This is a genomic window from Amycolatopsis roodepoortensis, from assembly GCF_024628825.1.
Lineage (GTDB): Bacteria > Actinomycetota > Actinomycetes > Mycobacteriales > Pseudonocardiaceae > Amycolatopsis > Amycolatopsis roodepoortensis.
The window spans coordinates 677,452-690,688 of record NZ_CP102415.1; the positions used below are offsets into that span (position 1 = coordinate 677,452).

Sequence of the window (13,237 nt, forward strand, 5' to 3'; positions counted from 1 at the left end):
TATCGTACCAGCGCCGCGCAAGCCCACCCCTTTCTCGTCTCACAGGGTGGGCGAGCGGCCCTCGAACGGCGTCGACAGCACCACCGTGGTCCGGGTCGAGACCTTGGCGGACTCGCGGATGCGGCGGAGCAGGTCCTCCAGGCCGAGCGGCGACGCCACCCGGACCAGGAGGATGTACGACTCGTCCCCGGCGACCGAGTAGCAGGACTCGATCTCCTTGATGTGCTCGAGACGCTGCGGGTAGTCGTCCGGGGCGGCCGGATCGTTCGGCGTCAGCGAGATCAGCGCCGTGAGCGGCAGTCCGATCTGCTCGCCGTCGAGCCGCGCGGTGTACCCGAGGATGACCCCGCGCTGCTCCAGGCGGCGCACCCGCTGGTGCACCGCCGACACCGAAAGCCCGACCCGCTCCGCCAGATCGGTGAAACTGCGCCGTCCGTCCGCGGCCAGTTCCTGCACGATGGCCTGATCCAGCGGCTCCAGGGAACCGGTCATGCGTCGAGCACGATCAGGTCGTGCGGGCGCTGGTTGACCGGCTCGACGCCGTCCTCGGTGACGACGACGATGTCCTCGATGCGGGCGCCCCAGCGGCCCGGCTGGTAGATGCCGGGCTCGACGCTGAAGGCCATGCCCGGTTCGAGCGGCAGCGCGTTGCCCTTGATGATGTAGGGCTCCTCGTGCACGTCGAGGCCGATGCCGTGGCCGGTGCGGTGGATGAAGTACTCGCCGTAACCAGCTTCGGCGATGATGTCGCGCGCGGCGGCGTCGATCGACTCGGCGGTGACGCCCGGGCGGACGGCGTCGACGGCGGCCTTCTGGGCACGCTGCAGGACGGCGTAGGTCTCGGCGACGTCGGCGTCGCGCGGCTCGCCGACCGCGTACGTGCGGGTGGAGTCGGAGTTGTAGCCCTCGGCGATCGGGCCGCCGATGTCGACCACGACGACGTCGCCGCGCTCGATGACCCGGTCGGAGACGTCGTGGTGCGGGCTCGCGCCGTTCGGGCCCGAGCCGACGATCACGAAGTCCGCGTGGGTGTGGCCCTCCTCGACGATCGCGGCGGTGATGTCCGCGCCGACCTCGGCCTCGGTGCGGCCGGGGCGCAGCCATTCGTGCACGCGGGCGTGCACGCGGTCGATGGCGGCACCCGCGTCGCGCAGCGCCTGGATCTCGGCGGCGTCCTTGCGCATCCGCAGTTCGCGCACGATCGGCCCGGCGAGCGTCTGTTCCGCGTCGCCGAGCGCGCCGCGGAAGGCGAGCACGTGCAGCGCCGGGGTGAAGTCGCTGACCGCCACGCGGCCGGGCTTGCCCAGCCGGTCGGCGACCAGTTCGTAGGCGTTGTCACCGTCGACCCAGGTGACGATCTCGATGCCGAGTTCGTCGGCGGGGACGTCGGCGTAGCCGGGTGCCTCCAGCTTCGGCAGCACCAGCGCCGGGACGCCGTCGGCCGGGATCACCAGCGTGGTCAGCCGTTCGAAGGAGCCCCCGGCCTGGCCGATGAGGTAGCGCAGGTCCGAGCCGGGTGCGATCAGCAGGGCGTCGGTACCGGCGGCGGCCGCGGCGGCGCGGGCCCGGTCGAGGCGGGCGCGGAGGCTGGCGGCGTCGGGGGCTGGGTTGTGAAGGGAACGGCGCGACATGAGGGCGAGCCTAGTCGGTCCGCGCCCCTTGGCTCACCGGCCGGTCACCCCCGATCGGGGCGGGATCGTCGAGCCCGCGCCACACCCGGAAGATCGCCGGGAAGGTGGTGGCGATCAGGTACAGACCGCCGAACACGGCGAGTGCGCCGACGAGGCCGATCCCGTCCAGTAGCAACCCTGCCGCCATCGAGCCGAGCGGCATCGCGGCGAGCACCCCGCCCACGAGAAGGCTGAGCACGCGGCCGCGGACGGCTTCGGGGACCCGTTCGTAGACCGCCGGGAGCACGATCGGATTCAGCGCGCCCGCCCCGATCCCTGCGACCACGAGCCCGGCCAGCAGCACGGGCGGCGCGGGCTCCAGCGCGAGCAGGGCGAAACGCGGTGCGCCTTCGATTCCCACGACGACGAGGATCGCCGTCCGCCGGGAGACGCGGTGGCCCACCCAGCCGTAGAGCGCCGAACCGAGCAGCGCACCCGTCGCGACCGCGGTGATCATCGCTCCGATGAGCGCGGTGCTGTGCAGGACCTGGTCTCCGTATGCCGGGTACAGGACACCGAGCAGGCCGAAGTCGAGGCTGCTGGTCAGCATCAGCATGCCGACGACGGCGCGCAGCACCGCGTCGCGTTTGACGTACCCGAGCCCTTCGCGCAATTGCTTGAGATATCCACCCGACGACGGTCTCGGTGGGCCGGCCGCGACCGGGATCAGCGCGAACACCAGCACCGAGGACAGCATGAGCGCGCCCGCGTCGACGAACAGCACCGGCACCGGGCCGATCAAGGCGATCAGTGCGCCGGCGGCGGGTCCGCCCACCATCCGGCCGGTTCTCATCGCCGCTTCCACGGCGCTCGCCGCCCGGCTCACGCCGACACCGCCGAGTTCCGCGACGCCGGGAAGCAGCACCTGCTTCGCCGTGTCGGCGGGACCGCGGGAAACGCCCATCACGAACGACAAGCCGATCAGCCCCGGCAGGCTGAGCCCCGTCGTGGCCATCGCGAGCGGGATCAGCAGCACCGTGCCGGTGGTCAGCAGATCCGCACCGACGCTCGCCCGCCGCGTGCCGACGCGGTCCACGATCGGCCCGCCCAGCAACGCGGAGACCATCAGGCCCAGCACCTCGGCCGCGGTGACGATGCCGGTCTTGGTGCCGCTGCCCGTGCTCTGCAGCACGAACCAGGGAATCGCGAGCAACGTCATCATCACTCCGGCCGAGGAGATCCCCGAAGCCACGACCAGAGCCCCCAGTGGCATCCGGCTCATGGCGTCTCCGGCCGGGACTTCCTCGGGAAGGCCGCCCAGTGCACGCGGACCTGGGTGTCGCCGTCCCTCTCCGGACGGCGGTAGCGGGCGATCACGTCGAGGATCTCGTCGCTCAGCGCGGCGGCCTCGTCCGGTGTCAGCGAGAGGGGCGAGTCGTGGAAGCTGACCTTGTCGATCCACTCGTCGGCCCAGTCCCGCACTTCGGCGACGAACTGCGCTTCGGCGGCGTAGCGCCGCTCGATCATCGTGTGGGCGTACGCGTTGAACGGACCGGCGAGATCGGGGTCGTCGATGAAGTCCCGGGCGCGCATCTGGTCCCCCTCGTGCACCGCCTTCCACCACCGGTCGCGCCTGCTGCCGCGCTCGGTGTCCTCCGTGATGAGCCCGGATTCGGCCAGCTGACGCAGATGCCAGCTCGTGGTCCCGGAACTCTCCCCCACCCGTTTCGCCAGCCCGGACGCCGTCGCCGGACCGTCCTCCCGCAGCAACTCCAGGATCTTGACGCGCAGTGGATGCGACAGCGCCCGCAGGATGCGGCCGTCGACCCGCGCGAGATATCTCTCGCTCTTCCCCATGCGCCATACCGTACAACCGCAAAGACTTCTCTGCAAAGAGTTCTCTGCGATTGGATCTGGATATGCGGTGATTCTGGAGTTTGACCTCAAGTTAAGTACAGGTTTTACGGTCTTGGGCATGACAACGAACCCGACTTACCAACTCGCCGTCGTGATCAGCAGCGTCCGCGAGGGCCGCTTCGCGCCCGTCGTCGCGAACTGGTTCCTCGAGCGCGCCAAACAGCGCGACGACGTCACCCTGTCCGTCATCGACCTCGCCGAAAGTCCCGGCGATCTCTCCCCCGGCGTCGCCGCCGCGGACGCCGTCGTCGTGATCGTCCCCGAGTACAACCACAGCTACCCCGGCCCGCTCAAGACCGCGCTTGACGCCACCGGCCCCGAATGGCACGGGAAACCTGTCGCCTTCGTGTCCTACGGCGGGATCTCGGGCGGCCTGCGCGCGGTGGAGCACCTGCGCCCGGTCTTCGCCGAACTCCACGCCGCCACGATCCGCGAGACCGTCAGCTTCCCGTACGCCTGGAACCACTTCGGCCCGGACGGTACGCACGACGACTTCGAAGGCGCCTCCGCCGCGGCCACCACGCTGCTGAATCAGCTGAACTGGTGGGCCAACGCCCTCCGCGACGCGCGCCGGGCGCGGCCGTACGCGGCCTGACGATGCCCGTGGAGGACCCGGCTGGGGGTCGGGTCCTTCACGGACATCCGGGGCCGGACGTGGCAGGCTGTCCGCGTGACCGGACCACTCGCTCTCCTCGATTCCGCGAGCCTCTACTTCCGCTCGTTCTACGCGCTGCCCGATTCGATGACCGCCCCCGACGGGACACCGGTCAACGCGGTGCGGGGATTCACCGACACCATCGCGCGGATCCTCGTCGACCGGCGGCCTTCCCGGCTCGTGGCGTGCCTCGACGCGGACTGGCGGCCGAAGTTCCGCACCGATCTGCTGCCCAGCTACAAGGCGCACCGGGTGGCCGAAGAGGTCCCGGAAGGCAGCGACGTCGAAGAGGTGCCGGACACGCTGACGCCGCAGGTGCCGATCATCCTGGAGCTGCTGGAGGCCTTCGGGATCGCGACGGCCGAGGCGGCCGGGTACGAGGCCGACGACGTCATCGGCGCGCTGGCGATCCGCGAGAAGGTGTCCCCCGTCGAGGTCATCACGGGTGACCGCGACCTGTTCCAGCTGGTCCGCCACGAACCGACGGCCACGGTGGTCATCTACGTCGGCAAAGGCTGGAACAAGGCCGAGGTCCTCGGCCCGGAGGAGATCGCCGGGAAGTACGGCATCCCGGCCGCGAACGCGGGCCCCGGATACGCCGACATGGCGGCGCTGCGCGGCGACCCGTCGGACGGGCTGCCCGGCGTCGCCGGGATCGGCGAAAAGACGGCGGCGAAGCTGATCACCCAGTTCGGTTCGCTGCGGGAACTGATCGAAGCTTCCAACGCCGGCGACTCGCGGGTGCCGCTCAAGACCCGGCTCCGGCTGACCGAAGCCGCCGACTATCTCGCGGTCGCCCCGACCGTCGTCCGGGTCGCCGCCGACGCGCCGGTCGAACAGTCCCGTCCGGACGTCGTCCCGTCCGAGCCCGCCGACCCGGACAAGGTCGCGGAACTCGCGGAGCGCTGGAATCTCGGCCGTTCGGTGGAACGTCTGCTGGCCGCGCTCCCGAAGTCATGAGCAACACCGAGGCCGACCCGGCCGAGCTGCTGTGCTCCGAACGACCGGGCGAAGGCGTCACCGTGCTGACCCCGCGCGACGTCCCGCTCGGCGGTCCGCGCGCGATCCGGGTCCGCCGGACACTCCCCCAGCGCCAACGGTCTCTGATCGGCGCCTGGTGTTTCGCCGACCACTACGGCCCGCAGGACGTTTCGGAGTCCGGCGGGATGGACGTCGCGCCGCATCCGCACACCGGGCTGCAGACCGCGAGCTGGCTGTTCAGCGGCGAGATCGAACATCGCGACAGCATCGGCACCACCGCCATGGTGCGGCCCGGAGAGCTCAACCTGATGACCGCCGGGCACGGCATCGCGCATTCGGAAGTGTCCACACCGGACACCTCGGTCCTGCACGGTGTCCAGCTCTGGATCGCCCTGCCGGACGAACACCGTGACACCGCACGGGACTTCCGGCACTACGCGCCGCCGCTGCTCGAACTGCCCGGCGCGACGGCCCGGGTCTTTCTGGGCAGTCTCGCCGGGACGACGTCGCCGGTCCCGGCGTTCACTCCCCTGTTGGGCGCCGAACTCACGATCGAGCCCGGGGCGACCTTGGCGCTCGACGTCGACCCGGCCTTCGAGCACGGTGTCCTGCAGGACATCGGCTCCGTCACCGTCGCCGGAGCCGCGTTGAGCACCGGGGAACTCGCCTACCTCGCGCCCGGCGCCGGACGGCTCGAACTGACGAACTCCGGCGGCGAACCGGCTCGGGTGCTCCTGCTCGGCGGGACCCCGTTCACCGAGGAACTCGTCATGTGGTGGAACTTCGTGGGCCGGAGCCACGAGGAGATCGCCGAGTACCGCGAGGCTTGGCAGGCACAGGCGGACCGGTTCGGTCACGTGGAGGGCTACCAGGGCACCACGGCGTGGCTGCCCGCACCCACGCTGCCGCAGGTGCGGATCAAACCTCGCCGGAATCCCTCGTGAGTGGTAAGGACGGTTAGCACTCACGAGTGCCTAGAAGAACGTCCCGCACCACGGCGTGCGCGCGGTGTGGAACAGCGCGTCGGCACGGGCCACCGCGGCCTCGTCCAGCACCTCGACCCGGCCGGACAGGGCCAGATCGCCGAACAGGCCGTGCCCGAGGTACAGCGATGCCAGAGTGTCGACGTCCAGCCGCAGGTCCGCCTCGGCAGTAGTGCGGTCCACACCGTCCGGGCCGACGACGTAACGGCCGTCGTTGCCCGGAAGCTGCTTGTCGTGCACTTCCAGCACCACGGGCTCGGCCGTGCCATACGAACGTGCCCGCAGCGCCGCGAGGACGTCGACGAGGCGCAGCCACAGGTCGTCGATGACCTCGGTGGTGTTCACCGCACGTGGGTCGGTCAGCAGTTCGGCGAGCGGCTCGTCCAGCGGGCGGCCGCGTCCGGCCACGGCCGAGACCAGGTCGATGGACAGCAGGAAGCGCCACAGGCCCGCCCAGGCCTGTGGCGTGGCGGCATGGAGTTCCCGGATGTCCAGGAGCGCGCCGCGCTCCGGCGCCTGCCGGTCGCGAGTGTCGATGGTCTGGTAGACGACGAAACCGTCGTCCCCATCCGGTCCACTGTGGACGGCCACACGATACCCGTCGTCCCCGGTGACCACTCGGTCGAAGAAACCCGGCCACCAGCAGGCGGGCCGGGAGACGAAACCCGGCCGCGTTCCCTCGAAGCGGTTGTACAACGCGGGAACGCGCTCCACGGCTTCGGCCGGGGTGACGAACCTGACCACGCCCTCCCGGCCCACGCCGTCGCGCAGCTGGGCGCGTGGGCGTTCGACGGAAACGCCTCGGCAGAAAGTGGCCGCGCCGTAACCGAAGCGGCCGTAGATCACCGCTTCCGAAGCGTGCAGCGCGGCCAGCGGGACGCCGCGCGCCGCGAGATCTTCCAGCTGTGCGGCCATCATCGAGGTGAGGATCCCGCGGCGGGTCCAGTCGGCGCGGACGCCGACGCCGTCGACGGCGGCCGTGACGAGCCTCTGTCCACCCGGGACGGTCAACTCCACCTCGAACGAACTGGTGATGCCCACCGGGGTGCCGTGGTCGTCGAACGCGGCGAATTTCCCGGCCGCCGGCCAGGACGGAGCCATCTTCGCCCAGACCTCGTCCGACGCGGGCTTGCCGTGCAGGGACTGCGAAAGGACGTCGAGACACGCCCGCTGTTCGCCTTCGGCCACGGCACGCACATGGAATTCGCTCATATCGCCGATCCTGCCGCCAGGGCCGGGCGAACCCAACCGGTTTTCAGGCGGGCGCGCCGACCTCGTAGCGGCCGTCGTCCCCGGTGACCGTGATCGTCACGGTCTTGCCCTCTCCGCCGACCTGGACGGTGCAGGTGAACGTGCTGCCGTCCTTGACCGTCTGGTTCGCCGGGCAGAGCACGTCGCCGACTTCCCGCACCTGATAGGTCTCGGTGAGGATCTTCCGCACGTCCGCCTGCATGGTCCGCGGGTCGAAGACTCTGCCCGGAGCGGCGGAGGACGAACCGCCCGACGTGGCGGACGTGCTCGGCGAAGCGCTCGTCGTCGGCGGGACCGTGACGGTCTTCGTCGCCGGTGCGGGCGCCGGGGTGTCCGAACACGCCGCCAGCATCGCGAAAGCGGCACAACACAGACCGACCGTCGAGACGGCTCGCCTGCTCAAGCTTCTCCACCCCCACCGGTGTGATCATCCAACGTCAGAAGAAGGTACCGCACCAGGGATCGACCCGCGTGCCGAACAGCAGGTCCGCGCGTTCCAGTGCGGCCGAGCCGGTGGCGCGGACCCGGCCGGCGGCCGCGAGATCCGACGGTCGCCAGCCGCCGAGGTACACCATCGACAGCGTGTCGGCGTGCAGTTCGAGATCCGCCGGGTCGGTCGTGCGGGCGGCGCCGTCCTCGGACAGGCGGTAGCGGCCGGAGTTGTGGTCCAGGAAGGGATCCGTGACCTCGAGGACGACCGGCTCGCCCCGGTACGTGCGAGCGTCGAGCATCCTCGCGACGTCGACCAGCCGGAGCCAGCCTTCGTCCTGGATCTTCTGCACGGTCACATGCCGCGGGTCGGTGAACAGCAACTCGACCGGCTCGTCGAGCGGCCGCTTCTCGGCGGTGATGACGTCGACCAGGTCCACGGACACCAGATAGCGCCACAACCCCGCGAACGCGTCGGGACTCGCGTAGTGGAACGACTGGATCTTCAGGGTCGTCTCAGCGCCGAAATGCGCCCGCTCGACGGTGTAGGTGACGTAGCCGTCGACCCCGTCCTGACCGCGATGCACCGCGGTCGTGACCGGCGTGGTCGCCCGGCGCAGTTCCCGCTCGTAGCCTGGCCACAGATGCGGGCTCCGCGCGATCATGCCCGGCCGGGTGCGCGGGAGCGCGTCGAAGAGCGACGGCCACTGCTCGACGGTACTTTCCAGATCCAGCAAGGAGATCTCGCCTCCGGCGGGCGCCTCGGGCCGGAAGCGGGCACGGCGCTTGTCGACCGAGATCGACTTCGCCCGCACGGCGACGCCGTACCCGAACCTGCCGTAGATGGCCCCTTCGGACGCGTGCAGCATCGCGGCGGGAACGTCCCGGGCGGCGAAATCCTCGAACTGAGCGCGCATCAAGCCGGTCAGCACGCCACGGCGGATCCGGTCGGCTCGAACGCCGACCAGGCTGACCGCGGCGAGTGGCGTGGTGCCACCGCCGGGCAGCGTCACCTCTGAATCGAAGGACCGGAGGGTGCCGATGAGCTCCTGGTCGAACGCGCCGAACCCGCGATCCGGCTGCATCGAAGGCGCGATGGCCGACCATTCCTCGTCGGTCATCTCCTTGGCGTGCAAGGCGCGCCTGAACAGATCCGTCGCGGCCCGTTCCTCGTCGGACCGCAGCCGCCGCACTGAGAAGTCGCTCATGACCCGATCATGCAGGATCGACCGCGTCCGGCGCCCGCCGTTTATTTGGTGGCGGGCGGTGAGACCTCGTAGTTGCCGGTGTCACCCTTCACGGTGATCGGCACCTCCTGCGGCTTGCCCTCGATCGTGGCGGTGCAGGTGAACTTCACGCCGTCCTTGACCTCCTGGCCGGAGGGGCAGGTGACCGCGCTGATCTCCTTGATCCCGTAGGTCTCGGTGAGCAGCTTCTGCACGTCGGTCTGCATCTGCGTGTTGTTGAACACCTGGGTGTTGAACCAGCCCGGCGTGACGAAGCCGAGGATGCCGACCGCGGCGATGATCACCACGAGCGCGCCGATCCCGATGAAGAGGCCCTTCTTGGACTTCGGCTTGTCCTGCGCCTCGCCCTGGGTGCCCGGGAACTGGCTCTGGCCGTAGTCGTACTGGCCTGGCTGCTGCTGCCCGTATTGCGGCTGCTGCTGCGGGCCGCTCTGGGGGTAGCCGGGCTGCTGCTGGGGCCCGCTCTGCGGATATCCCGGCTGCTGCTGGGCCCCGCTCTGCGGGTAACCCGGCTGCTGGCCGTACTGCGGTTGCTGGCCCCACTGTGGCTGCTGTTGCTGCGTCTGCGACGGGTCAGGCTGCTGCGGGTAGCCCGGCTGCTGCTGGGACGGGTCGTAAGGTGCGGGCTGCTGACCCCACTGCGGCTGTTGCTGCTGGGTCTGCGACGGGTCGTACTGCGGCTGCTGGCCCCACTGCGGTTGCTGCTGCGGGCCGCTCGGCGGTTGAGCGCCGCCCGGCTGTTGCCCGTAGCCCGGCTGCTGCCCCCATTGGGGCTGCTGCTGCGGGTCGTTGCCGCCATACGGCGTGCTCATCGTTTCGCCTCCGCCTGTTCCGCCATCGTCACCGGCCGACCTGCATGGCCGTCGTGGGCGATCCAACCACAGGACGGCGCCCCTGCCCACTGTTCCCGGCCGGTGTCGGGGCAACTCGCCGCGACCGTGCTCACACCGGAGGCGTGGCCGCTCCGCCGGTCAGCCCAACGCCTCGTTGCCGGTGTCTGTCCTTCCCGAGTACATGAAGGCCCCCTTCCTTGCGCCTAGGTACAGGAAAGGGGGCCTTCGTGTACTCGGGCCAAGGTGTGAAGGTCGAATTTCCTCGGCTGAGCCGAGGGAAGGGGGCCTTCACGCGCAACCCCTTGTGACTGCTGGTGGAGGTGTGACGCACGTGGCGATCGTCGAGTCCGTGAAGACCTCTTTGGGGACTCTGGTTCCCTCAAGGAGGCCTTCACGGACTCCGGCCAGCGACCAACCGCAGCCGGGATCTGACGGGCTGAAGGCGTCCTTCGCCGCACCAGACGCGACGAGGGGAGCCTTCACCCCACAACCGGCCGGCCCCAGGAAGTCACGAGACCGGTCACGCGCCGCCGGCCGCCACGACTCCGCGCCGCAAGGCCTTCACCGCGTCCGAGGCCGCCGCTCCGACCGGATCCGCCTTCCCGAGGACGTCGCGGATCTGGTCCAGCAGGTCGATGACCTGCCGCGACCACCGCACGAAGTCACCGGCCGACAGCTCCTGCCCGTTCGCCTCGGCGGCGGTGAGGACCTTCTCCAGCGATTCGCCGCGTGCCCACCGGTAGACGGGCCACGCGAAACCGGCGTCGGGTTCGCGGGTGCGGTCCAGTTTGTGGCGCCGCTCGTCCTCGGTGAGCTCCATCCACAGCCGCGTGGTCGCCTGCCAGGCGTCCAGCACCTTGCCCGCGGGCAGGCGGGGCTCCCCGGCGGTGTCCCGGCGTGCCTCGAAGACCAGCGTCGAGACCACGGCGGCCAGTTCTGCGGGCGCCAGGCCCTTCCAGACGCCGTGCCGGATGCACTCGGCGGCGAGCAGATCGGACTCGCTGTAGAGCCGGGTGAGCCGCTTGCCGTGTTCGGTGACGCGGTTCTCGCCGTCGCCCTTCGACTCGGGGCCGAGGTACCCGCGCTCGCCGAGCAGCCGCAGGATGCGGTCGAAGGCGCGGGCGAGCGAGTGCGTGGTCGCGGCGACCTTGCGTTCCAGTTGCTCGGTCTCGGCCGTGAGCCGCTGGTACCGCTCGACCCAGCGCAGGTTCGCTTCGCGTTCGGCGAGGCCGTGGCACGGATGCGCGCGCAGCGCCCGCCGCAGCGCGGCCAGCTCACCGTCCTCATTGGCCCCGGCGCGGCGCTTTTGCCTGCCGGGCAAGGAGATTCCCGCGTTGCGCAGGCTCGAAGCGATGTCCCGCCGGGTCTTGGGCGAGCGCAGCTCGATGTGCTTCGGCAGCTTGATGTTGCCCAGCGCCTCGACCGGCGACGGGAAGTCGGAGACCGAGAGCGGCCCGGACCACCGGTCCTCGGTGACCACGACGGGCCGCGGCTCGCGGATCGGGTCGAGGCCCGGGTCGACGACGACCGCCAGCCCGGCGCGCCGTCCCGCGGGCACGGCGATGACGTCTCCCTTGCGGAGCTTCTCCAGCGATTCGGCGGTGCCCGCGCGGCGGGCAGAGGTGTTCTGCCGCGAGAGCGCCTTCTCCCGGGCGGAGATCTTCGCCCGCAGATCGACGTACTCCAGCATCTGGTCGAAATCGCCGGTGATGGCCGAGGTGTAGCCCCGCAGGGCCTCCTTGTTCCGCTCGATCCGCCGCGCCGTCCCGACCACCGACCGGTCGGCCTGGAACTGCGCGAACGACTGCTCCAGCAGGTCACGGGCCTCTTCCGCGCCGACCTGGGCGACCAGGTTCACCGCCATGTTGTACCCGGGCCGGAAGGACGACCGCAGCGGATACGTCCTGGTCGAGGCCAGACCGCCGACCTGCTTCGGGTCGATGCCCGGCTGCCAGGCGACGACCGCATGGCCCTCGACGTCGATCCCGCGCCGTCCGGCCCGGCCGGTGAGCTGCGTGTACTCCCCCGGCGTGAGGTCGACGTGCGCCTCGCCGTTGTATTTCACCAGCCGTTCCAGCACGACGGTGCGCGCGGGCATGTTGATGCCGAGCGCGAGCGTCTCGGTGGCGAAGACGACCTTCACCAGGCCCTGGACGAACAGCTCCTCGACGGTCTCCTTGAACGCAGGGAGCAGCCCGGCGTGGTGCCCGGCGATCCCGCGTTCGAGCGCCTCACGCCATTCCCAGAAGCCGAGGACGCCGAGGTCGCCCTCGGGGAGGTCCTTGGTGCGCTCGGCGACGATGCGGCGGACCTTCTCGACCTCTTCGGGGCCGTTGAGCCGCAGGCCCGAGCGGACGCACTGGCCGACGGCGGCGTCGCAACCGGCGCGGGAGAAGATGAACACGATGGCGGGGAGCAGCCCGGCGCTGTCCAGCCGCTCGACCGTGTCGGTGCGAGACGGCGGCCGGTACCGCGGCATCCGCGACGGCACTCCTCGCCGCCCTCTGGGCCCGCGCAAACCGGCCGGGGCGAACCGTCCGCCGATCTCCTCGGTGCGGCGGAGCAGGCTCGGGTTGATCCGCAGTTCGGCGCCGGGTGCGTGTTCCTCCTGGCCGGCGAACAGGTCCATCAGCCGGTTTCCGACCAGCATGTGCTGCCACAGCGGAACGGGACGGTGCTCGTCGACGACGACGGTGGTGTCGCCGCGGACCTCGACGAGCCATTCGCCGAACTCCTCGGCGTTGCTCACCGTGGCCGACAGGCCGACGACCCGGACGTGTTCGGGCAGGTGGAGGATGACCTCTTCCCAGACGGCGCCGCGGAACCGGTCGGCGAGGTAGTGGACCTCGTCCATCACCACGTACGCGAGCTCGCCGATGGTCGAGGACCCGGCGTACAGCATGTTGCGGAGGACCTCGGTGGTCATGACCACGACCTGCGCGTTGCCGTTGATCGAGGTGTCACCGGTCAGCAGGCCGACGGCGTCGGGCCCGTACCGGCCGACGAGGTCGGCGTACTTCTGGTTCGACAACGCCTTGATCGGCGTCGTGTAGAAGCATTTGCGGCCTTCGGCGAGGGCGAGGTGCACCGCGAACTCGCCGACCACGGTCTTCCCGGCGCCGGTGGGCGCGCAGACGAGCACGCCGTGACCGTCTTCGAGCGCCTCGCAGCCGCGGACCTGGAAGTCGTCGAATTCGAACGACGATTCCGCCGCGAAGCGGGTCAGCTGAGGGTATCGAGCGCGGCGCTGGGAGGCCGCGTAGGCCTCGGCCGGGGTCTGAGAAGGGCTATTGACCACTTCGTCAGGGTTCCATACGCCACCGACAGTTCG

General features: G+C 70.4%; 12 protein-coding genes. 3 read left to right on the forward strand and 9 right to left on the reverse strand.

What is annotated here, in order from left to right:
* Window positions 1-39: 39 nt before the first annotated feature.
* From NQK81_RS03340 to NQK81_RS03355, 4 genes are read right to left on the reverse strand one after another with little or no spacing between them, the layout of a single operon-like run.
* The gene (locus tag NQK81_RS03340) at window positions 40-492 is read right to left on the reverse strand and encodes an Lrp/AsnC family transcriptional regulator (RefSeq protein ID WP_016334198.1); all 453 of its coding nucleotides are present in this window, start codon (window positions 490-492) and stop codon (window positions 40-42) included.
* On the reverse strand, window positions 489-1,631 hold the full coding sequence (locus NQK81_RS03345) for a M24 family metallopeptidase (protein ID WP_126732890.1): 1,143 nt from the start codon (window positions 1,629-1,631) through the stop codon (window positions 489-491). Before NQK81_RS03345 ends, NQK81_RS03340 begins: the two co-directional genes overlap by 4 nt.
* Window positions 1,632-1,641: 10 nt before the next feature.
* Window positions 1,642-2,892 carry an MFS transporter gene (locus NQK81_RS03350; protein WP_257486998.1) on the reverse strand — a complete coding sequence of 417 codons (1,251 nt, stop codon included), beginning with the start codon at window positions 2,890-2,892 and terminating at the stop codon, window positions 1,642-1,644.
* The gene (locus NQK81_RS03355; RefSeq protein WP_257486999.1) at window positions 2,889-3,467 is read right to left on the reverse strand and encodes an ArsR/SmtB family transcription factor; all 579 of its coding nucleotides are present in this window, start codon (window positions 3,465-3,467) and stop codon (window positions 2,889-2,891) included. Before NQK81_RS03355 ends, NQK81_RS03350 begins: the two co-directional genes overlap by 4 nt.
* Window positions 3,468-3,585: 118 nt before the next feature.
* Here NQK81_RS03355 and NQK81_RS03360 point away from each other — a divergent pair, with 118 nt between their 5' ends.
* The 3 genes from NQK81_RS03360 (at window position 3,586) to NQK81_RS03370 (ending at window position 6,107) form a co-directional block, all read left to right on the forward strand.
* On the forward strand, window positions 3,586-4,122 hold the full coding sequence (locus NQK81_RS03360) for an NADPH-dependent FMN reductase (RefSeq protein WP_257487000.1): 537 nt from the start codon (window positions 3,586-3,588) through the stop codon (window positions 4,120-4,122).
* Window positions 4,123-4,197: 75 nt separating this feature from the next.
* Window positions 4,198-5,142 (forward strand): 5'-3' exonuclease, encoded by a 945-nt coding sequence (locus NQK81_RS03365; RefSeq protein ID WP_257487001.1) that lies wholly within the window; start codon window positions 4,198-4,200, stop codon window positions 5,140-5,142.
* Entirely contained in the window at window positions 5,139-6,107 is a 969-nt protein-coding gene (locus NQK81_RS03370; RefSeq protein ID WP_257487002.1) for a pirin family protein, read from the forward strand. Before NQK81_RS03365 ends, NQK81_RS03370 begins: the two co-directional genes overlap by 4 nt.
* A 30-nt stretch (window positions 6,108-6,137) precedes the next feature.
* Here the strand turns inward: NQK81_RS03370 and NQK81_RS03375 are convergent, their stop codons facing one another.
* The 5 genes from NQK81_RS03375 to NQK81_RS03395 form a co-directional block, all read right to left on the reverse strand.
* Complete coding sequence (locus tag NQK81_RS03375; protein WP_257487003.1) at window positions 6,138-7,358, reverse strand: GNAT family N-acetyltransferase; 1,221 nt, start codon at window positions 7,356-7,358, stop codon at window positions 6,138-6,140.
* Window positions 7,359-7,401: 43 nt separating this feature from the next.
* The gene (locus NQK81_RS03380; protein ID WP_192744397.1) at window positions 7,402-7,800 is read right to left on the reverse strand and encodes a DUF4333 domain-containing protein; all 399 of its coding nucleotides are present in this window, start codon (window positions 7,798-7,800) and stop codon (window positions 7,402-7,404) included.
* Between the two features lie 34 nt (window positions 7,801-7,834).
* Complete coding sequence (locus NQK81_RS03385; RefSeq protein WP_257487004.1) at window positions 7,835-9,034, reverse strand: GNAT family N-acetyltransferase; 1,200 nt, start codon at window positions 9,032-9,034, stop codon at window positions 7,835-7,837.
* Between the two features lie 41 nt (window positions 9,035-9,075).
* Window positions 9,076-9,885, reverse strand: coding sequence for a DUF4333 domain-containing protein (locus NQK81_RS03390; RefSeq protein WP_257487005.1), 810 nt, complete (start codon window positions 9,883-9,885; stop codon window positions 9,076-9,078).
* 541 nt (window positions 9,886-10,426) lie between these two features.
* Window positions 10,427-13,204 carry a DEAD/DEAH box helicase gene (locus NQK81_RS03395; RefSeq protein ID WP_257487006.1) on the reverse strand — a complete coding sequence of 926 codons (2,778 nt, stop codon included), beginning with the start codon at window positions 13,202-13,204 and terminating at the stop codon, window positions 10,427-10,429.
* Window positions 13,205-13,237 lie beyond the last annotated feature (33 nt).

Coding starts and splice junctions, on each gene's coding strand:
- NQK81_RS03385 (WP_257487004.1), bottom strand. CDS start 9,034: ATGAGCGACTTCTCAGTGCGGCGGCTGCGGTCCGACGAGGAACGGGCC.
- NQK81_RS03360 (WP_257487000.1), top strand. CDS start 3,586: ATGACAACGAACCCGACTTACCAACTCGCCGTCGTGATCAGCAGCGTC.
- NQK81_RS03345 (WP_126732890.1), bottom strand. CDS start 1,631: ATGTCGCGCCGTTCCCTTCACAACCCAGCCCCCGACGCCGCCAGCCTC.
- NQK81_RS03370 (WP_257487002.1), top strand. CDS start 5,139: ATGAGCAACACCGAGGCCGACCCGGCCGAGCTGCTGTGCTCCGAACGA.
- NQK81_RS03355 (WP_257486999.1), bottom strand. CDS start 3,467: ATGGGGAAGAGCGAGAGATATCTCGCGCGGGTCGACGGCCGCATCCTG.
- NQK81_RS03390 (WP_257487005.1), bottom strand. CDS start 9,885: ATGAGCACGCCGTATGGCGGCAACGACCCGCAGCAGCAGCCCCAATGG.
- NQK81_RS03375 (WP_257487003.1), bottom strand. CDS start 7,358: ATGAGCGAATTCCATGTGCGTGCCGTGGCCGAAGGCGAACAGCGGGCG.
- NQK81_RS03350 (WP_257486998.1), bottom strand. CDS start 2,892: ATGAGCCGGATGCCACTGGGGGCTCTGGTCGTGGCTTCGGGGATCTCC.
- NQK81_RS03340 (WP_016334198.1), bottom strand. CDS start 492: ATGACCGGTTCCCTGGAGCCGCTGGATCAGGCCATCGTGCAGGAACTG.